Annotated in this window: 24 protein-coding genes and 1 pseudogene; 9 read left to right on the top strand and 16 right to left on the bottom strand. The window is 60.9% G+C overall.

Annotated elements, in window-relative coordinates; genetic code table 11:
* Window positions 1-42 precede the first annotated feature (42 nt).
* The 3 genes and pseudogenes from PQR54_RS14720 to PQR54_RS14710 form a co-directional block, all read right to left on the bottom strand.
* A complete protein-coding gene (locus tag PQR54_RS14720) occupies window positions 43-354 on the bottom strand; it encodes a hypothetical protein (RefSeq protein ID WP_012428971.1) in 312 nt (103 codons plus the stop codon).
* Between the two features lie 175 nt (window positions 355-529).
* Window positions 530-967: a DUF1801 domain-containing protein gene (locus PQR54_RS14715; RefSeq protein ID WP_408246779.1), complete on the bottom strand. Its 438-nt coding sequence runs from the start codon at window positions 965-967 to the stop codon at window positions 530-532.
* Window positions 968-1,059: 92 nt separating this feature from the next.
* Window positions 1,060-1,516 (bottom strand): annotated as a pseudogene (locus PQR54_RS14710) (cupin domain-containing protein).
* A 177-nt stretch (window positions 1,517-1,693) separates the two neighbouring features.
* Between PQR54_RS14710 and PQR54_RS14705 the strand changes: the two are divergent.
* Window positions 1,694-1,945 carry a hypothetical protein gene (locus PQR54_RS14705; protein ID WP_012428968.1) on the top strand — a complete coding sequence of 84 codons (252 nt, stop codon included), beginning with the start codon at window positions 1,694-1,696 and terminating at the stop codon, window positions 1,943-1,945.
* A 12-nt stretch (window positions 1,946-1,957) separates the two neighbouring features.
* On the opposite strand, the gene PQR54_RS14700 is transcribed toward PQR54_RS14705, so the two are convergent.
* From PQR54_RS14700 to PQR54_RS14680, 5 genes are all read right to left on the bottom strand, one after another.
* Complete coding sequence (locus PQR54_RS14700; RefSeq protein WP_408246777.1) at window positions 1,958-2,653, bottom strand: substrate-binding domain-containing protein; 696 nt, start codon at window positions 2,651-2,653, stop codon at window positions 1,958-1,960.
* Window positions 2,654-2,667: 14 nt separating this feature from the next.
* Window positions 2,668-3,351: a 4-carboxy-4-hydroxy-2-oxoadipate aldolase/oxaloacetate decarboxylase gene (ligK, locus tag PQR54_RS14695; protein WP_408246775.1), complete on the bottom strand. Its 684-nt coding sequence runs from the start codon at window positions 3,349-3,351 to the stop codon at window positions 2,668-2,670.
* Window positions 3,352-3,353: 2 nt separating this feature from the next.
* On the bottom strand, window positions 3,354-4,379 hold the full coding sequence (locus PQR54_RS14690) for an amidohydrolase family protein (RefSeq protein WP_408246772.1): 1,026 nt from the start codon (window positions 4,377-4,379) through the stop codon (window positions 3,354-3,356).
* A gap of 64 nt (window positions 4,380-4,443) precedes the next feature.
* Window positions 4,444-5,793 carry an MFS transporter gene (locus PQR54_RS14685; RefSeq protein WP_408246769.1) on the bottom strand — a complete coding sequence of 450 codons (1,350 nt, stop codon included), beginning with the start codon at window positions 5,791-5,793 and terminating at the stop codon, window positions 4,444-4,446.
* A 130-nt stretch (window positions 5,794-5,923) separates the two neighbouring features.
* Window positions 5,924-7,225 (bottom strand): gallate dioxygenase, encoded by a 1,302-nt coding sequence (locus PQR54_RS14680; RefSeq protein WP_408246767.1) that lies wholly within the window; start codon window positions 7,223-7,225, stop codon window positions 5,924-5,926.
* Window positions 7,226-7,777: 552 nt separating this feature from the next.
* Between PQR54_RS14680 and PQR54_RS14675 the strand changes: the two genes are divergently transcribed.
* Window positions 7,778-8,224: an SRPBCC family protein gene (locus tag PQR54_RS14675; RefSeq protein ID WP_408246765.1), complete on the top strand. Its 447-nt coding sequence runs from the start codon at window positions 7,778-7,780 to the stop codon at window positions 8,222-8,224.
* Window positions 8,225-8,241: 17 nt separating this feature from the next.
* On the opposite strand, the gene PQR54_RS14670 is transcribed toward PQR54_RS14675, so the two are convergent.
* The 3 genes from PQR54_RS14670 to nthA are packed head-to-tail and all read right to left on the bottom strand — an operon-like array spanning window position 8,242 to window position 9,939.
* Window positions 8,242-8,610 (bottom strand): nitrile hydratase accessory protein, encoded by a 369-nt coding sequence (locus PQR54_RS14670; protein WP_408246763.1) that lies wholly within the window; start codon window positions 8,608-8,610, stop codon window positions 8,242-8,244.
* The gene (gene nthB / locus PQR54_RS14665) at window positions 8,603-9,274 is read right to left on the bottom strand and encodes a nitrile hydratase subunit beta (protein ID WP_408246761.1); all 672 of its coding nucleotides are present in this window, start codon (window positions 9,272-9,274) and stop codon (window positions 8,603-8,605) included. Before nthB ends, PQR54_RS14670 begins: the two co-directional genes overlap by 8 nt.
* Window positions 9,271-9,939 carry a nitrile hydratase subunit alpha gene (nthA, locus tag PQR54_RS14660; protein ID WP_408246759.1) on the bottom strand — a complete coding sequence of 223 codons (669 nt, stop codon included), beginning with the start codon at window positions 9,937-9,939 and terminating at the stop codon, window positions 9,271-9,273. Before nthA ends, nthB begins: the two co-directional genes overlap by 4 nt.
* 229 nt (window positions 9,940-10,168) lie before the next feature.
* Between nthA and PQR54_RS14655 the strand changes: the two genes are divergently transcribed.
* The 3 genes from PQR54_RS14655 to arsC are packed head-to-tail and all read left to right on the top strand — an operon-like array spanning window position 10,169 to window position 11,996.
* Entirely contained in the window at window positions 10,169-10,495 is a 327-nt protein-coding gene (locus tag PQR54_RS14655; protein ID WP_408246757.1) for an ArsR/SmtB family transcription factor, read from the top strand.
* Window positions 10,492-11,577, top strand: a complete 1,086-nt coding sequence (arsB, locus tag PQR54_RS14650; protein ID WP_408246755.1) for an ACR3 family arsenite efflux transporter — start codon at window positions 10,492-10,494, stop codon at window positions 11,575-11,577. Before PQR54_RS14655 ends, arsB begins: the two co-directional genes overlap by 4 nt.
* Window positions 11,574-11,996: an arsenate reductase (glutaredoxin) gene (arsC, locus tag PQR54_RS14645; protein ID WP_408246753.1), complete on the top strand. Its 423-nt coding sequence runs from the start codon at window positions 11,574-11,576 to the stop codon at window positions 11,994-11,996. Before arsB ends, arsC begins: the two co-directional genes overlap by 4 nt.
* Window positions 11,997-12,019: 23 nt before the next feature.
* Here the strand turns inward: arsC and PQR54_RS14640 are convergent, their stop codons facing one another.
* Both PQR54_RS14640 and PQR54_RS14635 read right to left on the bottom strand, forming a co-directional pair.
* A complete protein-coding gene (locus PQR54_RS14640; protein ID WP_408246751.1) occupies window positions 12,020-12,475 on the bottom strand; it encodes a hypothetical protein in 456 nt (151 codons plus the stop codon).
* 187 nt (window positions 12,476-12,662) lie between these two features.
* Window positions 12,663-13,295, bottom strand: coding sequence for a CGNR zinc finger domain-containing protein (locus PQR54_RS14635; RefSeq protein WP_408246749.1), 633 nt, complete (start codon window positions 13,293-13,295; stop codon window positions 12,663-12,665).
* Between the two features lie 174 nt (window positions 13,296-13,469).
* Between PQR54_RS14635 and PQR54_RS14630 the strand changes: the two genes are divergently transcribed.
* The 3 genes from PQR54_RS14630 (at window position 13,470) to PQR54_RS14620 (ending at window position 15,939) form a co-directional block, all read left to right on the top strand.
* Window positions 13,470-14,165, top strand: coding sequence for an alpha/beta fold hydrolase (locus PQR54_RS14630; protein ID WP_408246747.1), 696 nt, complete (start codon window positions 13,470-13,472; stop codon window positions 14,163-14,165).
* 93 nt (window positions 14,166-14,258) lie between these two features.
* Entirely contained in the window at window positions 14,259-15,113 is an 855-nt protein-coding gene (locus PQR54_RS14625; RefSeq protein WP_408246746.1) for an alpha/beta fold hydrolase, read from the top strand.
* A gap of 55 nt (window positions 15,114-15,168) precedes the next feature.
* The gene (locus PQR54_RS14620; protein WP_408246744.1) at window positions 15,169-15,939 is read left to right on the top strand and encodes an SDR family oxidoreductase; all 771 of its coding nucleotides are present in this window, start codon (window positions 15,169-15,171) and stop codon (window positions 15,937-15,939) included.
* Window positions 15,940-16,022: 83 nt separating this feature from the next.
* Here PQR54_RS14620 and PQR54_RS14615 read toward each other — a convergent pair whose 3' ends face one another.
* Window positions 16,023-17,459, bottom strand: a complete 1,437-nt coding sequence (locus PQR54_RS14615; protein WP_408246742.1) for a DHA2 family efflux MFS transporter permease subunit — start codon at window positions 17,457-17,459, stop codon at window positions 16,023-16,025.
* Window positions 17,460-17,509: 50 nt separating this feature from the next.
* Window positions 17,510-17,881 carry a nucleotide pyrophosphohydrolase gene (locus tag PQR54_RS14610; protein WP_408246740.1) on the bottom strand — a complete coding sequence of 124 codons (372 nt, stop codon included), beginning with the start codon at window positions 17,879-17,881 and terminating at the stop codon, window positions 17,510-17,512.
* A gap of 299 nt (window positions 17,882-18,180) precedes the next feature.
* Here PQR54_RS14610 and PQR54_RS14605 point away from each other — a divergent pair, with 299 nt between their 5' ends.
* A complete protein-coding gene (locus tag PQR54_RS14605) occupies window positions 18,181-18,738 on the top strand; it encodes a glycine zipper family protein (RefSeq protein ID WP_408246738.1) in 558 nt (185 codons plus the stop codon).
* Between the two features lie 406 nt (window positions 18,739-19,144).
* On the opposite strand, the gene PQR54_RS14600 is transcribed toward PQR54_RS14605, so the two are convergent.
* Window positions 19,145-20,602: a DUF1254 domain-containing protein gene (locus tag PQR54_RS14600; protein WP_408246736.1), complete on the bottom strand. Its 1,458-nt coding sequence runs from the start codon at window positions 20,600-20,602 to the stop codon at window positions 19,145-19,147.
* Window position 20,603 lies beyond the last annotated feature (1 nt).

Genomic DNA, 20,603 nt, shown 5'->3' with positions numbered 1-20,603 from the left:
TCGGCGGGCGGCGCTCCGCAGTCGAGCGTCCACTCGCCCGGCCTATGATTTGCCCTTGAGCGTGAATGGAGCCAGCAGGGACTGCACGTCGATCTGCCGTCCCTGCAGCAGAAGCAGCCTTGCGTGAAGCACCGTGTTTTCGAGAACCAGCTTGGCGGTGCTCAAAAGGTATAACGCATGGATGTCGGACACCGACATGTTGCCGGCCTCGACTTGGTGGTGGCGCTCGACGAGCGAGGTCATCACCAGACGCCTGAGCTCCTGCTCTCCGAAAGGAAGGTCCGCGTAGTCGATCGGGTCGTCGGCTTCGACTTCTCGCAGCATGTCAACAAGCGCTTCCGTGCTCACTTCCATGTTCGGCTCCCACGTTGTCGGTTAGGAACAGCATCGCCAGACTGCGTCGTGCAATGTTGTCAGACTAACGGGTCTATTTGGGCGAGTCCAGTGTGAATGCGAGGCAACGCGCATAGCGGGTTAGGTCGTGCTGCGCGCGAGGCACGCGGCCGGCAGCTAGTCAACGGGCTTACTCTCACGTCGCTTTACTCTTGTCCACTTTCGCCGGCGTACCCGCGGGAGTTTTGTTCTTCTTCAAATGGGTCTGGTTGTACGCAATAGCGGCGCGGACGAGATTCTTCAGCGCGCGCGCATTAACCTTATCGCCCTCCAAAAAATCGATCGCTCGTCGCGCGTTGCCTTCTAGACCCGCGTTGAATAGCTTGTCGGGATCATCGAGGCCGGCCCCGTGCGCAAAGGTAACCTTCACCTTCCCTTTGTGGGCGTTGGCGACGGCGATCATGCCGTCCCGAGACCAAACCGGGCTCCCCATCCATTTCCATTCCTCGATGATCTCCGGGTCGGCCTCAAGGATGACCTTGCGGACACTCGCGAATGTTTTGCCACGCCAGTCCGTTAGACCGGCGATCAGTTCGTCGATCCGTTCCGATGCGTCTACTAATTCTTTATTCATCGATTCTGGTCCCCTTTTAATGCCGCAACGATGGGAATGAGTGGCTGCATCGTTTGATCGTCTGGAATATAAGCACTCAGATCTCGTGCGAGTCAAGCGGGATACGGCGTGCCGTCCTTATGCACGAACCGGCCGTCGGCGTTGGCACTCATCATGTCGATGTCGGAGCAGGTGGTCAGGTCATGCGGGTTACGCGAACCCACCTCCAGATATACCGCCATCGCGGATGAATGGTTGATCAGATGATGGCCATTGCCGGACCCGTGCGCAAACGCCGCACATTCCCCCGCGCAATAGCGTTTCGCCGTCGTCTTCGATGAGCGTCACCTCGCCCTCGAGCACATAGACGAACTCGTCCTCGTGACTGTGCCAATGACGCTGGCTGGACCAACTGCCGGGCGGCAAGGTCATCAGATTGACGCCGAAATCGCGAAGACCGCCCGCCTCGCCCAGACGCTTGCGCGTACGTGCGGCACAAGGCGCATCGAACGGCGGTGGATAGCCCGAGCCATTACGCGCGGGCACAGTGGCGATGTCGACCTTGGGCATACCGGCTCCTTGTGTCGTCTGAAGACTCGCGGAAGGAAAGTCGCAAATGCGCCAATCCGCAGCGGGATATGCCGACCGATTCTCTACGATTTCCGGCGACCTGTCGAATCAGGGAAATCAGCGCGTTTGTATCGCCGACAATTGGTATCCTGTCAGACTGAACTCACGGAACATGCTATGACAAAACCAAAAAAACTCGCGCTTCTCGCGCTGGCATTCACAATGTTCGGTCTGTATAAGTTATTCGTCGTTTTCCAGGACATGCAAACCGGCTGTATCCAGTTTCAAACTCATCGAACATGCAGCTACGAAAATGCGGAGAATTTCCAGGGCATGCTCGATCTCGAACTGATGTTGGCATGCGCCTGGGCCGCGGGTGCAGTGGTCTGCTGGATGGTCGCCGCGCAGGCGCATAAACAGGAGCGGTGATTCGTTCGGCACTCAGCGGACAGCAGGCTCCATCCCCTGATTCAGCTTGGCTTGATCGCATTGCGACGAAGCCAGAAAAGAGAGGAACGCCTTCGCTGCATCTTTCTGCGCGGACGCCACACATATGCCGGCAGAAAAGACGGTTACGATCTGAACGTCCGCGGGCATAGGACCAATCACATCGATGCCCGGCAAGTGCATTAATTCGCTTAACTGCTGAAAACCCAACTCGACGTCCCTGCGTGCGACAAGCGCGCCGACCGGAACACCGGGCGGGGCCTGCACAATCCGCGGCGCAACCACGTCGGCAATGCCCCAACGCTCGAACAGGCGGGTCAGATGTGCGCCGCTGGGCCCGGTCGAATACCCGATACTGCGCGCGGCGAGAACGGCGTCGCGAAGCGCCGCCTCAGAGCCGACATCGGGTCGCGGCACACCGGCTGCCACCGCGATCGCCACGCCCGAGCGGGCCACGTCGACCCGACTTCCCGAAACGACATAGCCGGCGGCTTCCAGTCGATCAATCACGTTGGCAGCGAGTACGACGAAGTCGAACCCGTCGCCGCTCTCGACGCGTCGTGCGGCCTCGACACCACCGACAGATTTGACGGCAACGGGCTGCCCGGAAAGCCGCTCATAGTCCTGGACCACCTCGGCGAGCACAGTACGGGTGGCCATCGACGAGATGCCGGTGAGCTGCGTGCTCATGGTTTCTCCGCCTCTCAATCGATGTATCGCAACCCGGCTTGCCGCAACGGTTCGCGCATGCTGTACATGTCGAGACCCAGCACGCCGCTGGCCAGCTTCGCGCGCTTCTCGCCTTCGTTGGCTTCGCGCGCCGCCGCCTTGTCGAGCACCTTCTGCGCCGATGCCGCGGGGACCACGACCACGCCGTCTTCATCCGCGACGACCACGTCGCCCGGATTCACCTGCGCACCGGCGCACACCACCGGAATGTTCACCGAACCGAGCGTCGCCTTGACCGTCCCTTTGGCAGAGATCGCCTTGCTCCAGACCGGGAACTGCATTTCAGTGAGCACGCTCACATCGCGCACGCCGGCATCGATGATCAAACCCTGAGCGCCGCGCGCCTTGAAGCTCGTCGCCAGCAGGTCGCCGAAATAGCCGTCCGTGCAATCGGCCGTGACGCCGGCAATGACGATATCGCCCGGCTGGATCTGTTCCGCCGCGACGTGCAGCATCCAGTTGTCGCCCGGCTGCAGCAGCACGGTGACGGCTGTACCGTGAGCACGTGCACCGGCGTAGATCGGGCGCATATAAGGCTTCAGCAGACCGACGCGGCCCATTGCCTCGTGCACGGTAGCGGTTCCGAGCGTACCGAGCTTCGCGGCAACGTCGCCGTCTGCCCGCTGGATGTTGCGATACACCACACCTAGTTCAAACATGATCAATGTCCTTTCGTCTTCAATGCTGCATCGAGGCGCGGATAGACGCGGCGTGCGTTGCCCTCGTAGATCTTGTAGCGCTCGTCCGCGTCGATATGGGCGGCCTCGATGTAGCGCTTCGTGTCGTCGAAATAATTGCCCGTCTCCGGATCGATGCCGCGCACGGCGCCGATCATCTCGCTCGCGAACAGGATGTTGTCCACCGGAATCACGCGCGTGAGCAGATCGATGCCCGGCTGGTGATACACGCAGGTGTCGAAGAACACGTTGTTGAGCAGATGGTCTTTCAGCAACGGCTTCTTGAGTTCCTGCGCGAGTCCGCGAAAGCGTCCCCAGTGATAGGGCACCGCGCCGCCGCCGTGCGGAATCACGAAGCGCAGCGTGGGGAAATCGCGGAACAGGTCCGACGTCAGGCACTGCATGAACGCCGTGGTGTCGGCGTTCAGGTAATGCGCGCCCGTCGTGTGGAAGCACGCATTGCAGCTCGTGCTCACATGGATCATCGCGGGGATGTCGTACTCGACCATCTTCTCGTAGATCGGATACCAGGAGCGGTCGGACAGCGGCGCGCCGGTCCAGTGACCGCCCGACGGATCCGGGTTGAGATTGATCGCCACGTTGCCGTACTCCTCCACGCACTTCACGAGTTCGGGAATGCAGGTGGCGGCATCCACGCCGGGGCTTTGCGGAAGCATCGCGGCCGGAATGAAATGATCGGGAAACAGCTGACTCACACGGAAACACAACTCGTTGCAGATCGCCGCCCAGGTACTGGACACCTGAAAATCGCCAATGTGATGCGCCATGAAACTGGCACGCGGGCTGAAGATGGTGAGATCGAGGCCGCGCTCGCGCATCAGGCGCAACTGGTTGCTCTCGATCGATTCGCGCAGCTCATCGTCGCTGATCTGCAATTCGGAGACCTTGGGCATTTCCGAAGGATGCTTGATGCCCGCGATCTGGCGGTTGCGCCACTGCTCCAGCGCCTTGGGCGCCGTCGTATAGTGGCCGTGAATATCGATGATCATCGTTACTCCAACAGTTGATTCGTTTATCGGGCGACGCCACGCATGGCGTCGCCCGACGACTTTCTCAGTGCGCCGCGGTCACCTGCACAGCCGGCTCGCCGGTCCTTGCCCGTTGAGCGACCATGATGGCGAGCGCAGCCAGTGTTGCGGGTACGGCGAGCATCGCGAGAATCGCGCCGAACTGCCAGCCGAGGCCGAGCAGCGCGCCGCCGATAGCGGAGCCGAAGATGCTGCCGAAGCGGCCCATACCGAGCATCCAGCTGACGCCGGTGGCGCGCGCAACCGTCGGGTAGCGACCCGGCGCGAACGCATTCAGGCCCGTCTGCGCGCCGCTCATGCAGAAGCCCGCCGCGAACACCAGCAGGGCCAGCGACGACGACAACGCGCCGATCCATGCGAGTCCAAGAACGCACAGCGCGCCGCCGAGGTACGCCGCGCTGATCACCCGCGCCGGCCGCACCTTGTCCATCACCCAGCCGACGAGAATGGCGCCGATCGTTCCGCCGATCTGGAACATCGCCGTGACGTTAGCGGCCGACGTGACCGTCAAGCCTGCGTCTTTCATCAACGTGGGCAGCCAGCCCGTCAGCAGATAGATGACGAGCAGACCCATGAAATAGGTCACCCAAAGCGCCGCCGTCATGAAGCCATAGCCTTGCGAGAAGAGCACGCCGATCGGCTTGCGCGTGGGCAACGGCGGTTCGTTGGAAATGAACACTTCGTCACCGGTAAAGCGCGCACCGCATACGCGGCCGAGCACGGCGCCGATACGCGCCGGCGATGCGCCGCGCACCGCGAGCAGGCGGGCGGACTCCGGCAGCAGCCACATTTGCAACGGGATCAGCGCTAACGGCAGCGCGCCACCGAATATCAGAACCGAACGCCAGCCATGGACGGGAATCAGCCAGCCGGCCGCGAAACCGATCAACGCCGAACCCAGATTGAAGCCGGTGAACATGATCGTGATCATCAGCGAGCGTTTGCGCTGAGGGGCGTACTCGGACAGAAGCGTCGTCGTGTTCGGCATTGCGGCGCCGAGGCCGATGCCCGTCAGCAACCGCAGCACCGCCATTTCCATGGGCGAGTGAGTGAAAGCCGTCGCAATGGTGAAAATGCCGAAGAGGAAAACCGAGGTAATAAGAACCCACTTCCGTCCGATACGATCCGAAGCCGGGCCCGCCGCCAACGCGCCGATCACGAGTCCCAGCGGCGCCGCGCTCATCACGAGACCAAATGCGGGGCGTGAGATCCCCCAATCGTGAATGATGGATGGCGCCACGAAGCCCATGATCGCTACGTCCATGCCGTCGGCTGTCACCACGAGAAAGCACAGCGCTACCAGTAACCACTGGTAGGCCGAGATGGCTCGCTCGTCGATAAACGCCTTGATGTCGATCGCTTTTCCGTTTGTCATCGAATTACTCCTGTCTCCTTGCTTTGGCGCATTGACGTAATTGACTGTGTTGTTTTCCGTCACGCCATGCTTCTATCGAGTCCGGTACTTCGCCGGGGCGGCGAAAGCATCGGCGCTGTTGCTTCGTGTTTCAGTTCTTTCCGTTTTCTGCGTTGTCCCAATCAAGTTTTCCAGCAGTTTTCCCCGCCACCGAATACAGCGCGCCGGGCGCGTTGCGGGTGCGTTGGAAAGCCTCCAGCGTTTCGCCGCGCATGGCGGCGTAGATGTGCAGATTCGACACGCCGGTCACGGCGCCGAGCTTCTCGAGCATGAAAAAGATCACGCCGTAGTGCAGCAGGCCGCGCCAGTCGCGACGGCGAATCAGGTCGCGCTCTTCCTCGCTCAACGCCGCCGCTTCGAAGCTCGCTTCCGGATCGTTCAGGAACGCTTCGCGATGGGCGGGCGCGACCATCCGGTGGAGGAAATCGTTGATCCGATAGGCCCGCACGGCGGTTTCGATCGAAAAGGGATAGGTGCCCTCGAGTTTTTCGACATCGGCGAGTTGAACCGCCATCCGCTGCCGGTGACGTTCAACGACAGAAGGCTTCGTCTCGCTCTCTTCGCTTTCGTAGATCGCGGTCGCGATGCCCGCCATCGACGGCAGGTAGTAGCTGCGATGTTTGCAAACCACGTTGGAGGACAGCGCGCCCCGCATCGTCAGCCACATGATCACTTCCGCGCCTTCGAAGCCGCCCAGTTCCGCATACTCGGCAAGCGTCATGTCGGCCAGCTGCTCGGGATCGTTTTCGAAGAGATCGAGAAAACGCTGGTCCCATTCGGTATTGTTGAAACCCGCACGTTCTCCGTGCACCTGATGCGACAGCCCACCCGTCGCGACGATCGCGACTTTGAGATCTTCGGGGTAGCTCTCGATTGCGCGCCTCAATGCTTGCCCAAGCTTGTAGAAGCGCCGTGCGCTCGGGACCGGTAGTTGCAGCACACCCATCTGCAGCGGCACGAGCTTCACCGGCCATTCGGGCTTGTGCGGGCAAAGCATCGACAGCGGCGAAAAGCAGCCGTGATCGAGCGCCTTGTTCTGAAAGAACGACATGTCGAATTCATCGGTCATCAACGAGGTACCGATGTGCGCGGCTAAAGCCGGATGGCCTTTGATCGGCGGCAGATCGCGCGCGCCGCCCCCTTCGTCGGCGACGTTCCATTCGGGTCCCACACCTAGCGTGAACGCGGAATAGTGGTCGAAGAAAAACGAAGTGACGTGGTCGTTGTAGATAACCAGCAGTACGTCGGGACGCTTGTCGGCGAGCCAGTCAGCCAGCGGCGCGAAGTTTTCGAAGATGGGTGCCCACACGGGATCGTCACGCTTGTTCTTATCGAAAGCAAAACCGATGGTTGGTGTGTGTGAGGCAGCGATGCCTCCAATGATCCGTGCCATGCCTGTACTCCTTCAAAAACTCATTTGGACCGCCGGCGTAACCAACTCAGACAGCGGGCGTCTCGGGATACAACGGTATGAATTCCATGACCCGGCAGAAAGTACGGGTAAACCCTTAGTTAAGCGCGCGGAAATGCCGTTACGCGTTCTGTCGCTTGAGCTGACGATATCGGCGGCCCGCGCCCTGTAAAGCGCTTTCGGGATCCCGCGTGTGCGCTGGTCGGCGAACCGGTTTTGACGGCGTTTCAGATCGCGATAAACAAAACAGATGGGTCTGGATTGAAATCGCAAACTGCCGGACATACGGCGCCGGCTCGAAGAGAACACAGAGGCGGGAGTAAATGGGGAACGGGCGCGTGGAGGACTTGATAAAAAGACATGTCCAGCGCGATGGGATAAGTGGGCCACTCCGAGGGAGTAAGCTTGCCGTCGATTTGAGATTAAACCGCGCAAAGCGTGCGGGTTTTTCCTGGTCTCAACCTGCGTCGATATCGGCGTCGTCGGATCGTCGTGGGAGTATGTCCAATTTCTTTAATGAAAGGAGAACACACCATGGCTACCGGAACGATCCACCTCCACCGCGTCTTGCGCGCCACGCCCGAACGCATCTATCGGGCCTTCCTCGAACCGGATGCGATAGTGCGGTGGCTTCCGCCGTACGGTTTCACCTGTCAGGTTCACCACATGGATGCCAAGGTCGGCGGCACCCACAAGATGTCCTTTCGTAACTTCGGCACCGGCCACAGCCACTCATTCGGCGGCGAGTATCTCGAGTTGGTGCCGTTCGAAAAGATCCGCTACTCGGACCGATTCGACGACCCGAATCTGCCGGGCGAGATGCAGGCCACCATTTCATTGCGACCGGTGTCGTGCGGAACCGAACTCACCGTTTTGCAGGAGGGTGTGCCCGAGGTCATTCCTGTGGAGATGTGCTACCTCGGTTGGCAGGAGTCGCTGGTTCAGTTGGCGAGGCTCGTGGAGCCAGTGATTCCTGATTGACGGCGCATGCGGCAACGTCACCCAAGTTCGATCGGCTGTCCATGCGGCGTGCGGCGCGCTGCTGCGTCCCATGCGCTGCGGCGACGGAGAAGCGAGTCGTCGGTCACAAGTCCCTTGATCGTGCTGATGCGCTCCAGTGCTGTCAGCCAATGCGCGTAGTACGTGTCGCCGTAGTCCGCATCGCCGGCGGCCTGCGCGTCGCGAATTGCCTCGTTCAGGCACGCAGCCCATTCGCCCCAGGTGAACATGCCACGCTCGTGCAGCGCCAGCGTCATCGCAAACGCCTGCGCTTCCCACGGTGCGTTGAAAACCGGCCCCGCGTCGTCGCACGGCAGTGCTGGCAACGCAGCGCGCAGTTCGGGCAATTTCGTTTGAGCGTCAGTCATGGTGGGCAGACGGCGGCTCGAGATAGGGTTCCCAACAATCGACGCACACCGATGCCGCAGTCGTATCACGTCCCCACAGCTCCGCACCGTCGAAGCGCACTGTGTAGAGCCATTGCGGCTGCTCGCCCAGGCCGATCGCGTTGGCATCGGGAAAAACGTGCGCGCCGTGCACGGCAACAATGTGCCCGCGTTTACCGCGACAATACCGCGGCAAACGAGTGTGCGAGGAAGGATTCATTTCCCGGGCCCGCACCCAATCGCCGATCGCAAACTTTGCTTCCGCGGCTGCGGGCCGATCGACGGGACTGCCCCTGAACAGCGCCGCCGATACATCTTTGGCCATCAACACGCGCGGAACCGGCACAGCTTGTGTCCTCGATTCGCCTGACTCGATTTCGTCGGCCGTGGCCAGACCCGTGCTCAGGATGAGTTTCTTCAAACCCTCGAACCAGATCTGGTAGTAGCTGCTGGATAGATATTGCGCCGGCGGCAAACTCTCCCGCGCCGCACGCGACATGTCGATGTTCCACTTGCCGATTGCGCCCATGGCAATCGTGGTCGCGTGCACCCTGCGCTCCCAGTCGGCGTGAAAAGGCGAGACATCGTTGTCGGGGCATATCGGGCCGAAAGACTGCATGCCACCAAGGTCCTGCGCGCCGTTCATGGTGTCCCCCGTGTCGATTGTGGAGTCTTCGGCAATCCCGTGCCGATCATCGAATCACGCGTGACCAGTTCAGCTAGCGCCTCTTCGGAGAAGCCGTCAGCTCCTGGCGGCTGCATAGGCAACACGAGGTATCGAACTTCAGCAGTGGAATCCCACACACGAAACTCGACCTCCGCCGGTAATTCGAAGCCGAACTCCTTCAGTACACCACGGGGATCGATGACGGCACGCGAGCGATAAGGCGCCGACTTGTACCACACCGGCGGCAGTCCAAGCACAGGCCACGGGTAGCACGAGCACAATGTGCAGACCACCATGTTGTGCGTCGCGGGTGTGTTCTCCAGCGCGATCATGTGCTCGCCCTGCCGGCCCGTGTAGCCGAGTGACGCAATCGCCGCGGTGGCGTCGTCGAGCAGCCATTGTTTGTACGCCGGATCACGCCACGCCTTTGCAATCACACGGGCGCCATTGCGCGGCCCGACTTTGTGCTCATAGGTTTCGACGAGTACATCCAGCGCCTGCGGATCGACATAACCTTTTTCGACCAGCAGGGACTCCAGAGCTCGAACACGCAGATCCATTTCCGACAAAGCACTACCGTGATGGTCGTGCGTGTCGGTGTGCGGGTGCGCGTGGTGATCGCTATCAGGATCGTTGCTGTTCATCGCCGTTCACCGCGAGCAATAAAGGAGAAAACAAGTATGGTTCGCGCGGAGCGCAAATGCAATCTCGGTTAGGTCGAGCGCCCCAAGGGCTTCCTGCGAAATTGAGCCGATCAGCGCCCGCGAGATTCCAATAGAAAACACCCTCCATGTGATCTGCTTCAATCGCGACGCTCACGGCGTCATTTCAACAATACTTGAAATATAAAAGCGAAGGGCGTATCGTTCGGTCATGAACTCGAACCTCGTGGTACGCGCCCTTGGCGCGCTCGCTCATGAATCTCGCCTGGCGATTTTCCGCCTGCTCGTTGTCGCCGGGAAAGACGGCATGGCGGCCGGTGAAATCGCGCAGCAGCTGGGGCTCTCGCCGTCCAGTCTGTCCTTTCACCTCAAGGACCTGACGCATGCTGAATTGGTGACGCCGCGGCAAGACGGCCGCTTCGTCATCTATTCGGCGAATTTCGATTCCATGACGAATCTGATCGGCTTCCTCACGGAAAACTGCTGTGCCGGCGCGACGTGCAGCGCCACGGATCTTCCAGGCTGCTGCGAAAAATGACCGGTACTGTCACGACGATTCGCGGCGCGCGGTCCGCGATTGGATTCTTCGAGCGTTACCTGACCGTGTGGGTCGCGTTGTGCATCGTGTGCGGCGTCGCACTTGGACGGTGGCTGCCTCTGCCGTTCCAGGCGATCGGCCGCATGGCGGTGGCGCACGTCAATCTCCCGGTCGGCGTGCTGATCTGGGTGATGATCATTCCGATGCTGATCAAGGTCGATTTCACCGCCATGACGCAGGTGAAAAGCCAGTGGCGCGGCATTGGCGTCACCTTGTTCGTGAACTGGCTCGTTAAGCCGTTTTCGATGGCGCTGCTCGGCTGGATTTTTATCCGGCATGTCTTTGCGCCGTGGCTTCCCGCCGCTCAACTCGACAGCTATATCGCAGGCCTCATTCTGCTGGCCGCGGCACCCTGCACGGCGATGGTGTTCGTCTGGTCGCAGCTTTGTAAGGGCGACCCGTATTTCACGCTCTCACAAGTGGCGCTGAACGACTCGATCATGATCGTGGCCTTCGCGCCATTGGTGGCGCTTTTGCTGGGTCTATCGGCCATTACAGTGCCATGGGACACGCTGATCACGTCAGTCGGTCTGTACATCGTCGTGCCGGTCATCCTCGCCCAGTTACTGCGGCGGCGTCTTCTGACCAGGGGCGACGCCCATTTCCAACAGGTAGTCGCACATCTCGGCCCCTACTCGATCGGCGCGCTACTCGCCACACTGGTGTTGCTGTTCGCCTTCCAGGGACAGGCCATTGTCGACGAACCGCTGGTCATCGCCATGCTCGCGGTGCCGATTCTGATTCAGGTGTTTTTCAACTCCGGACTTGCGTATCTGCTGAATCGCCGGCTCGGCGTTGCGCATTGTGTGGCAGGTCCTTCGAGTCTGATCGGCGCGAGCAATTTCTTCGAGCTGGCGGTCGCCACGGCGATCAGTCTGTTCGGATTCCACTCGGGCGCCGCGCTCGCTACCGTCGTCGGCGTGCTGATCGAAGTGCCGGTGATGCTGCTGGTGGTCGGCGTCGTCAATCGTTCGCAGCACTGGTACGAGACGAAACACAACCTGAAAGGACAACGCGTATGAGTGTCACGATCTATCACAATCCGGATTGCGGCACTTCGCGCAACACGTTGGCGATGATTCGCAATGCCGGTATCGAACCGGAGATCATCGAGTATCTGAAGAGCCCGCCGGATCGGGACACACTGAAGAACCTGATCGAACGCGCGGGCCTTACCGTGCGAACCGCGCTACGCGAAAAAGGCACGCCCTACGACGAACTCGGCCTCGCCGATACAACGCTGAGCGATGAGCAGTTACTCGACGCGATGCTGACGCATCCAATCCTCATCAATCGTCCGATCGTCGTCACGCCGCTCGGCGTGCGCTTATGCAGACCTTCCGAAATCGTGCTCGACATCCTACCCGCCGGGCAACAACGCGCGTTTGTAAAAGAGGATGGCGAACAGGTGATAGATAGTGCGGGACGGAGAGTACATTGATGCTCGAGTGGCAGTTCCAGGCGTTACTGGCCCGACGCGTGTGACCTGAGAAACGCCACATAGCCGTTCTGGGTCTTGAGGATCTTCTCGGCGCACTCGTCGTAGTCCGAACCCTTCGCATTGTCCGGCCCATACATACCGCGGCACTGCGCAAAGAGCGTCAAGGTCGCACCCGAACCCTTTGCCGCGCGAGTCGCCGAAAAGGCCACCTTGCCTGAACCACTCGGCACGTCGGTGTCGATTGCCACTGCATCCGCGCGCGTTACCGCCGTATCGGAATGCTGCTCGATATAGCGTTTCGTCAGCGCCCAGGCGGCGTCGCAGTTCGCCGGTTGGCAGTCGACCGCCGCATTGCGTTGAGCGGCGGCGAGGTTGGTTTCGTTGTGGAGGAACCTCTGCTCTTGCTGCTCCTGCTTCTCGGCAGACGAGCAAGCGGTCAATACAAGCGCAACGAGCACGAATGCGGCGGTCTTTTTCACGAGTAACTTCCCCTGGCCATGTTCGAGGGCGATTATAGCTGCGCGCCGGAAGCGTTCGCAGATTCGCTCGAACGGCATGCGCCAGGATTGCTGCTCTTCACTTCACCAAGCCAACCGTGGTGTAGTGATGACTTGTTCATCTGTCAGGTTCTCGCGATTACAACGCTAAATCGAGAACCGCATTACGTCACTCTTCTTGCTGTTCCTTGAGCCGCTTCCGGTGAGCGGCAACCTTTGCGCGGTTCCCGCAAATTGCCATGCTGCACCAGCGGCGCGCGTGACCCCGCGTGTGATCCGCGAACATCAACGTGCAGCGCGGACCTTCGCATGCCTTCACGTGCGTGAAGTCCTCGTCACACACGAGGTTCGCCAGTGCTTCGGCGATCGGCATCAACAATGACTCCGGCGACTTCCAACGCCGATTCGTCCGCAGTTCAAAAGGCGACGCCTCGCCCGCCACATTAGCGACGATCTCTCCATAGCGGTCGTCGCGCCCGAGCAGTTGATTCAGCGGCGCGAGCTCACGCAAATCTCTCGCGGTCAATGGCCGCCCCTTCCTCTTCTGCGCAAACACCCTGAACCACTCGCGCAGCGCGCGAGCCTGCGCCGCGACGGCGTCGAGTTCGGCCGGCGTGGATTGCGACCGCAGTGCCGCAAGCGCAGAGCGCGGCACCATTTCAGCCTGCTCCAGCCAGTTCAGCAATCCGCCTCCATCGCTGATCCAGTCGACCTGTTCATCCACCGGCGTCGCGACCGAGTTCAGAAAATCGAGGCCCGGCGCGTCGGCTACGAATATCGCCGGAATCTGACGGTAGTCCATTTTTCTTGTAATCAATCTGCAATGACGATGACAGCATCGTAACCGCTAAAAAGGCACTTGACAAGTTACACATCGAATAAGTAACCTTTAAAACAACATCAAGAAGGTTACAAAGATACGGCGAATCTGGCTGCATTTCGCAAGCAGCATTCACCATCTTCAAAGGAGCAGGACATGTCTACTGGCAATGTGAGCGCGGTGCTGGTGCACGGCGCATGGGCGGACGGATCGAGTTGGAGCAAGGTGATCGACCGTCTGAAGAAACAGGGGGTCGATGCCGTCGCGGCTCCGCTGCCGCTCACGTCGCTGAGTGAAGACGTGGCCGCACTCGACCGGACGCTTGAGCGGATCGAAGGCCCGGTGGTGCTCGCTGGCCATGCGTATGCCGGCGCTGTGATCGGATCGAGCCGGTCCGACAAAATCAGGGCATTGGTCTACGTCGCCGCGCTGGCACCCGATGAAGGCGAAACGGTCGGCGACGTGTTCTATCGCGGCGAAATGCATTCGCTGGCGCCGACACTCGCGCCGGATCGACACGGATTGATATGGCTGCCGCAAGAGGCGTTCGCCCAAGCGTTTGCGCAACAGGCAACTCAACAAGAGTTGGCGGTGCTCGCCGCGGTGCAACGTCCGATTTCCGTGTCGTGCATCGGCGAAGCAGTCGGGCGTCCGCTGTGGAAAGACCGTCCAAGCTGGTTCCTGATCGCCGAACAGGACCGGATGATCAACCCTGAAACCCAGCATTTCATGGCAGCTCGCATGAATGCGCACGTGCGGTCGTATCAGGTCGACCACACGCCGATCGTGACCGCGCCCGACGCCGTCACGCATGTCATCGCCGAAGCCGTCCAGGCGGTTTCCGCTCGCTAACGTTATCCGCGAGTTCGGCGCGAGTTGCGATACCCAACATCGCACAGCGCCTTTCGTGCCCCGTTCAACTGTGCTCCCTTCAGGAGAAAAATCATGACTTCAATCGCTTATCGTCACGCTGATGTCGACGGCTTCAAGGTGTTCTATCGCGAAGCCGGGCATCAGGGCGCGCCAAAGCTGCTGCTCCTGCACGGCTTCCCGAGTTCGAGCCATATGTTTCGCGACCTGATTCCGAAGCTCGCCGACCGTTTCCATATCGTCGCGCCGGATCTGCCCGGCTTCGGTCAGTCCGACATGCCAAGCCGCGACGATTTTGCTTACACGTTCGACAATATCGCCAATGTCATCGAGCATTTCACGGAGGCGATCGGCTTCGACCGTTTTGCGGTCTACGTCTTCGACTACGGCGCGCCGACCGGTTTCCGCCTTGCGATCCGACATCCCGAGCGGATCACCGCGATCATTTCGCAGAACGGCAACGCCTACGAAGAAGGATTGAGCGAAGGCTGGAATCCTATCCGAGCCTATTGGCAAGACGCTTCGCCGGTTAATCGCGATGCGCTTCGCGCTCTGCTGACGCACGAAACGACCGTCTGGCAGTACACGCACGGTGTGTCCGACACGGCGTCCGTGTCGCCTGACGGTTACTCGCTCGACGACTTCTATCTGAGCCGGCCGGGTGCGCACGAGGTACAACTCGACCTGTTCCACGACTATCAAAGCAACGTCGCGCTGTACCCGGCATTCCAGCAATACTTCCGCACCCATCAGCCGCCCCTGCTCGCCGTGTGGGGAAAAAACGATCCCTTCTTTCTGCCCGCCGGCGCCGAAGCATTCAAGCGCGACGTTCCGGGCGCGGTGGTGCGCTTCTTCGATACAGGCCACTTCGCTCTGGAGACGCACGCCACGGAAATCGCCGCGGCCATTTCGGATTTTCTCGACCGCTGACCTATCCGAAGAAAGCACTGAAGCGTCCTTCATTCAATCAATCAGGAGAAGCAACATGTTCAGCAAAGTCGCCATCGTGACGGGCGCAAGCCAGGGTATCGGTCGTTCGACCGCCATCAGACTGGCACGGGATTTTGATTCGATCGTGCTCGTGGCGCGCAACCGCGCGAACCTCGAAGAGACCGCCGTCGAGGTGAAGAAGGCCGGCGCCGAGACGCTCGTTATCGACGCCGATCTCTCCGAGCCGGACGTCGCGCGGCAAGTCGTCGAGCAAACGCTCGCGACGTTCGGCCGGATCGACGCGTTGCTCAACATTGCCGGCGCGGTGCCGCAGATCGATGTGCTGGAGATGACCGACGAGCAATGGGACCACGGTCTCGCGCTCAAGCTGCACGGCGCGCGTCGATTGACGATCGCGGCGTGGCCGGCACTGAAGGAGAGCTCAGGATCGGTCGTGCTGATGTCGGGGAATTCGGCGCTGTTTCCCAAGGCGCCCTATGCGGCCGTGGGCACGATCAACGCGGCGATCGTGGCGCTCGCGAAAGCGTTCTCGGATCGCGGCATCGCCGATGGCGTGCAGGTCAACAGTGTGCTGCCAGGGCCCGTGATGACCGGCCGGCGACGCTCGTACTTGGAGCATTGGGCACCGCTGCACAACATGTCCGTCGAAGAAGCGACGGCGAAGTTTCCGGTTGAAGCCGGTATCACGCGTTACGGCACGCCGGATGAGATTGCCGCGTTGATGGCGTTCGTCGTGTCACCCGAGGCGCGCTGGATGACGGGATCGAGCTTGCGGATGGACGGTGGAGAAGTGAAGTCGATTTGAGGCGCGGGCCGCGATGCTCGCGTGCCGCGGCTCAACTGCTTAAGCACGGCGTAGAAGGTTGGGTGTGCAGTTCGCCCGCATCGTCACGACTTCTCGCCCGCCGGCTGGTGCCCGCTGACATGCGCGCCGGCATCAGGCGACAGCGAAATGACATCGGCTATTGCGATCACGCTCAATGCCGCCATCATCAGAAACGCGATGGTGAAATCGGCCGGCGCCAGTGTTTGCCCGTCGTGTCCATGCCACCACGCGGCGATCCGTAATGCGATCGCGCCGGCCGCGACGCCCATGCCCATCGTCATCTGGCCCAAGGTGCTCGATAAGGTCGACGCGCCGCTCATCTGCTGTTTCGGCACATCCGCGAAACCGAGCGTGTTGATCGCCGTGAATTGCAATGACCGCGCGACGCCGCTGACGAATAGCGCGAAGAGGATCCATCCATATGGCGTGGAGGCCGTCAGCAGACTCATGCTCGCCAGCGTCACCGCGGCGAACGCGCCGTTATAGAGAAGCACAGAGCGAAAGCCGAAGCGCCGCAAGATCCGCGTCGTGACGAGCTTCGTCGACAGATTGCCGGCGAATACGCCAAGCGTCAGCAAGCCCGACTGAAACGGATTCATGCCGAAGCCGACCTGAAACATCAGCGGCAGTAGAAACGGCACCGAGCCGATCGCAATCCGGAACAGCGACCCGCCGCCGATCGCCACCGTGAACGTCTTGATCCGGAACGCCGACAGATCGACCATCGGGTGCGCGCTGCGTCGCAGATGAAACCACGCGCCCGCGCAAGCCGCGAGACCGATTGCCAGAAACACCAGCGCCGTGCGCCACGACGAGTCCGCGCGGCCAATCGCCTCCATTGCGTACATCACCGAGGTACCCGCGACCCCGGTCAGCACGAAACCCAGCATGTCGAACGGACGACGATCCGTGTCGCGTTCCGAGCTGATAAAGCGCCACGCCAGCACCACGCCCACGAGTCCGAGCGGCACGTTCAGATAGAAGATCCAGCGCCACGACGAGTACGTCGTAATGAAGCCGCCGAGTGGCGGTCCGAGGACAGGCGCGACCAGCCCGGGCCACGTGATGATGGAGATCGCACGCATCAGGCCTTCTTTCGGCGTGGCGCGCAGCACGGCGAGCCGCCCGACCGGCACCATCATCGCGCCGCCAATGCCCTGCAAAATCCGCGCGCCGGTGAATTCAAAAAGGTTGTCGGTCAATCCGCACAGCACCGATGCGACGGTGAAGATCGCAAGCGCCGCCGTGAACACCGTGCGCACGCCGACCCGGTCGGCGATCCAGCCGCTGATCGGGATGAATACCGCGAGCGTCAACAGATACGAGGTGATGCCGACGCTCAGCTCGACCGGTGTGACATGAAACGAATGCGCCATTTGCGGCAGCGCGGTTGCGATGATCGAGCCGTCGAGGTTTTCCATGAACAGCGCGGCTGCGACCAGCGAGGTGATCAGCGAGGACGCGCCGGCGTGTGCGCTGGCGGATGACGAAGCCGACATCGGCTGACACTCCTGAAATGCGGGTGAGGCTGCGGGAAAGGCTCGCTGCGTTAGTCTTTGTACTCGGAGTACTTTCGCGAGTCACCACGGACTTTGTCAACGGGATATTTTTGCCGATTAAGCGCCATCTTTTCCAGCACGGCCTGAAACAGGTCGACATCCATCTTGTCGGCGAGGCGAACGAGGTACACCAGAACGTCGGCCATTTCGTGCCGGATGGCGGTTTCCTTCGCTTCGTCGAGTTCGCTTTTGTCGCCTGAAACAAGCCATTGAAATGGCTCGAGCAACTCACTTGCCTCGACACTGAGCGCCGTTGCCAGATTCTTCGGAGTGTGGAATTTGTCCCAGTCGCGCTCGCTGACAAACTCGCGAATGAGTTCGCGCAATTCCAGAAAGTCGTTTCGCAACTCAGTCTTTTTCACGTTGCTCCCGTGGTGCTTGCGTGGATCGATTACCGAGTCCGATAGCATACCGGCACGGACTGGTCTCCGTCATCATGATACGCAACAGCCAGGAACTCGAACGGGACCGCGGAATATGGCCTGTCCCGTCTATCGCTACTTTGACCCGGTTTGGCCCTAGCCGTACGATCAGGCAGGCGACAACTCGCGGGTCATAAGAGCCATTACCTCATGCGCACCCGCCCTGCGCGGTGTCGAACTAATTCAAGGCTAATTGTGCGCGTTCAAGATGGCGTCATCGAATCAGGGGACGTCACATCATGAAGCTCTTAAGAACCGCCCGCATAGCCTTGCCCGTCTGCCTGGTCGCCGTTGCGCTCACCGGCTGCGCCGTCATGCAGCCGACCGGCCCGTCCGTCGTTGCATTGCCGCCAAGCGGCAAACCGATAAGCGTGTTCCAGCAGGAAGACTACGCATGTCGGGACTACGCGTTCCGCTCGGACAATGCCACCGCACCGGCACACAGCGCAATACCCGAGGGCGTCGGCAGCAGTGCGATCGGCACCGTGGGCGGAGCGGCCGCTGGCGCGCTGCTCGGCGCCGCGGCAGGCGACGCCGGCATCGGCGCAGCAATCGGTGCGGGCGCGGGCCTGCTGCTTGGGAGCGCCGTGGGTGCAAACGGCGCGGCAGCCACTTCGGCCAGTCTGCAGGCGCGCTACAACGCCGCCTACGCACAATGTATGGCCTCGAAGGGCAACAATATTTCCCAGCCGGCGGTCTATACCACGGCGCCTGTCTACGCTGCGCCTCCCGTCGCGTATGCACCGGCTCCCGTCGTTTATGGCTACCCGCAACGCTTCGGCTACTGGTCTTACTGACTGCCCCAGCTCACGCGCTTCTTACTCTAACGCGTGAAGATGCGGCCATGGACGAAAGCGGGTTTCATCGCAGTTCACCCGGCTCATCACGCGGTTCTGAATGCGCCTGTCTTTAGTCCGATATTCATCAGGCACCGTGGCATGTCGTGGATTAGACTTTTCTAGCTATGCGGCTTTACAGCGTGATCCACGGCCTCGCGTTCTCTCATGGCTTGCTCCGCAAACGGCGGCCATTTTTAATTTTGTTTGTTTGATCGGTCCGGATAATTTGCTGCACCCGTACGCGTCCCCGTCTATTCTCGATGACGTCGCCCTCGTGACGTTCAACGGCGCAGGCCAATTCTCACAATCTGCCCTCCGAGTTGCATGCAAGGTGTGCAAGAAAGCTTTGCGGGGAACGCCGCGATCAGTTGACCAAGCGCACCGGCGGCGGTGCCCAGGAGCCGTCGATAATCGAGGTCTTCGGCCAATAGGCGCGGAGATAGAGCGTGAACACTGCCCCGGCCGGCGCGGGCAGCCAGTTCGACTCATTCGCGGCACCGGGTGACTCGGCCTGCACGTAGAGGGTCAGTGAGCCATCGCTGTTGAATGTCAGGTCGCGGTTCTTGGTGCCGAGCGAATACCGCTTCAGGCGGTTCGGCACGAAGAAATGATTGCTGTCGTATAGGGTCAGCGACCAGAAGCCGTCGACCGGTGGCGTCTGGCCTTTCGGGAAGGTCACGGTGTACCGGTTCGCGCCGGAGAGTCGCTGTCCGGTTGCGTCGAGATCCTGGTAAAGGTATTTCGTTTCAGCCGGCGCATTGACCAGTATGTTTGATTTGGCCACTGCGGTTCGGGTGAAATAGTCCGTGCCGAATGCCGCGTTATTCTGTGTCGTGGTCCAGTGATTACCCACAGGCAGCCCCCAGTTGCGAAATTGCAGCAGCGGGTCGATCAGTTCCTTTTCCGTCTTCGTCGCTTCGTCGATCATTGCGCGCTTGAGCGCCGGGTCGTTGCTCGCGGCAGCCAGCACAGCATTGATCTGCGCATATCGGGCTTCCTCGCCCGGCAGCGGCGGTGCATCCTTCAACACCAGCGGCAGTTCATCGAAGAACTTCTCGGGAATGACCCATTTCGTCTCGCCGCCGCCGCTATCGTCGGTGGGCGATGTGAGCGAGGGCAGACGGGACCAGTCGCGGCGCTTTGGCGTGCCATCGAACTCGGCCAACGGATAGACATCGATGCCTGCCAGTGCGGGCTGGATGGCGGCGCGGTCCTGCGCGGTGTCGTCCATGAACACGCGCGGCACCACGAAGGCCGTGCCGGTCCCGGCGCGGAACACCTTGGTGATGCCCGCGGGGACTTTGCCGTTCCAGTTGGGACCGACCAGCAGATAGAAGCCCGGGCGCGTGCCGTACATGGCTCCCAGCTGCGCGAAGCTATCGGTACGCAGGTCGACGATCTGATACACCCAGAAGCGGGTGCCAAAGTCCGGTACCTGCACGACTACCGGAGTCTCATCAAGTGCCGCGATGCCCGCGCCGTACGCGACATCCTGATTAGGGCAAGCAACCCAGCGCTGCTCCGGCTGGATGTAGTCGTGCAACATGGCGAGCCGGTTCAGCGGCGCGTAAGGGATCGTGCCGTTCATTAGCCCGACCTTGGGCGCCTGCTTGAATGCGAGCCGGCGATTGTAGATATTGACCATCGGCCACGCCCAGAAATACGCATCGCGCGCGACCATTCGGGCATATGACTCCGTCATCGAAACCCGTGCATCGGGTCCGGGCGGCATCGCGCTGCTCCATCCGGGTGACGGCGATAGCGATTCTGCGCGGCCGTTGCCTGTGCCGACCAGCATTGCCGTAATGGCTATAAGAGCCATT

This window comes from Paraburkholderia phytofirmans, from assembly GCF_046028095.1.
GTDB classification, from domain to species: domain Bacteria; phylum Pseudomonadota; class Gammaproteobacteria; order Burkholderiales; family Burkholderiaceae; genus Paraburkholderia; species Paraburkholderia phytofirmans_A.
This window is presented reverse-complemented; position numbering and strand designations above follow the sequence as displayed.

Coding starts and splice junctions, on each gene's coding strand:
- PQR54_RS14720 (WP_012428971.1), bottom strand. CDS start 354: ATGGAAGTGAGCACGGAAGCGCTTGTTGACATGCTGCGAGAAGTCGAA.
- PQR54_RS14715 (WP_408246779.1), bottom strand. CDS start 967: ATGAATAAAGAATTAGTAGACGCATCGGAACGGATCGACGAACTGATC.
- PQR54_RS14705 (WP_012428968.1), top strand. CDS start 1,694: ATGACAAAACCAAAAAAACTCGCGCTTCTCGCGCTGGCATTCACAATG.
- PQR54_RS14700 (WP_408246777.1), bottom strand. CDS start 2,653: ATGAGCACGCAGCTCACCGGCATCTCGTCGATGGCCACCCGTACTGTG.
- ligK (WP_408246775.1), bottom strand. CDS start 3,351: ATGTTTGAACTAGGTGTGGTGTATCGCAACATCCAGCGGGCAGACGGC.
- PQR54_RS14690 (WP_408246772.1), bottom strand. CDS start 4,379: ATGATCATCGATATTCACGGCCACTATACGACGGCGCCCAAGGCGCTG.
- PQR54_RS14685 (WP_408246769.1), bottom strand. CDS start 5,793: ATGACAAACGGAAAAGCGATCGACATCAAGGCGTTTATCGACGAGCGA.
- PQR54_RS14680 (WP_408246767.1), bottom strand. CDS start 7,225: ATGGCACGGATCATTGGAGGCATCGCTGCCTCACACACACCAACCATC.
- PQR54_RS14675 (WP_408246765.1), top strand. CDS start 7,778: ATGGCTACCGGAACGATCCACCTCCACCGCGTCTTGCGCGCCACGCCC.
- PQR54_RS14670 (WP_408246763.1), bottom strand. CDS start 8,610: ATGACTGACGCTCAAACGAAATTGCCCGAACTGCGCGCTGCGTTGCCA.
- nthB (WP_408246761.1), bottom strand. CDS start 9,274: ATGAACGGCGCGCAGGACCTTGGTGGCATGCAGTCTTTCGGCCCGATA.
- nthA (WP_408246759.1), bottom strand. CDS start 9,939: ATGAACAGCAACGATCCTGATAGCGATCACCACGCGCACCCGCACACC.
- PQR54_RS14655 (WP_408246757.1), top strand. CDS start 10,169: ATGAACTCGAACCTCGTGGTACGCGCCCTTGGCGCGCTCGCTCATGAA.
- arsB (WP_408246755.1), top strand. CDS start 10,492: ATGACCGGTACTGTCACGACGATTCGCGGCGCGCGGTCCGCGATTGGA.
- arsC (WP_408246753.1), top strand. CDS start 11,574: ATGAGTGTCACGATCTATCACAATCCGGATTGCGGCACTTCGCGCAAC.
- PQR54_RS14635 (WP_408246749.1), bottom strand. CDS start 13,295: ATGGACTACCGTCAGATTCCGGCGATATTCGTAGCCGACGCGCCGGGC.
- PQR54_RS14630 (WP_408246747.1), top strand. CDS start 13,470: ATGTCTACTGGCAATGTGAGCGCGGTGCTGGTGCACGGCGCATGGGCG.
- PQR54_RS14625 (WP_408246746.1), top strand. CDS start 14,259: ATGACTTCAATCGCTTATCGTCACGCTGATGTCGACGGCTTCAAGGTG.
- PQR54_RS14620 (WP_408246744.1), top strand. CDS start 15,169: ATGTTCAGCAAAGTCGCCATCGTGACGGGCGCAAGCCAGGGTATCGGT.
- PQR54_RS14615 (WP_408246742.1), bottom strand. CDS start 17,459: ATGTCGGCTTCGTCATCCGCCAGCGCACACGCCGGCGCGTCCTCGCTG.
- PQR54_RS14605 (WP_408246738.1), top strand. CDS start 18,181: ATGAAGCTCTTAAGAACCGCCCGCATAGCCTTGCCCGTCTGCCTGGTC.
- PQR54_RS14600 (WP_408246736.1), bottom strand. CDS start 20,602: ATGGCTCTTATAGCCATTACGGCAATGCTGGTCGGCACAGGCAACGGC.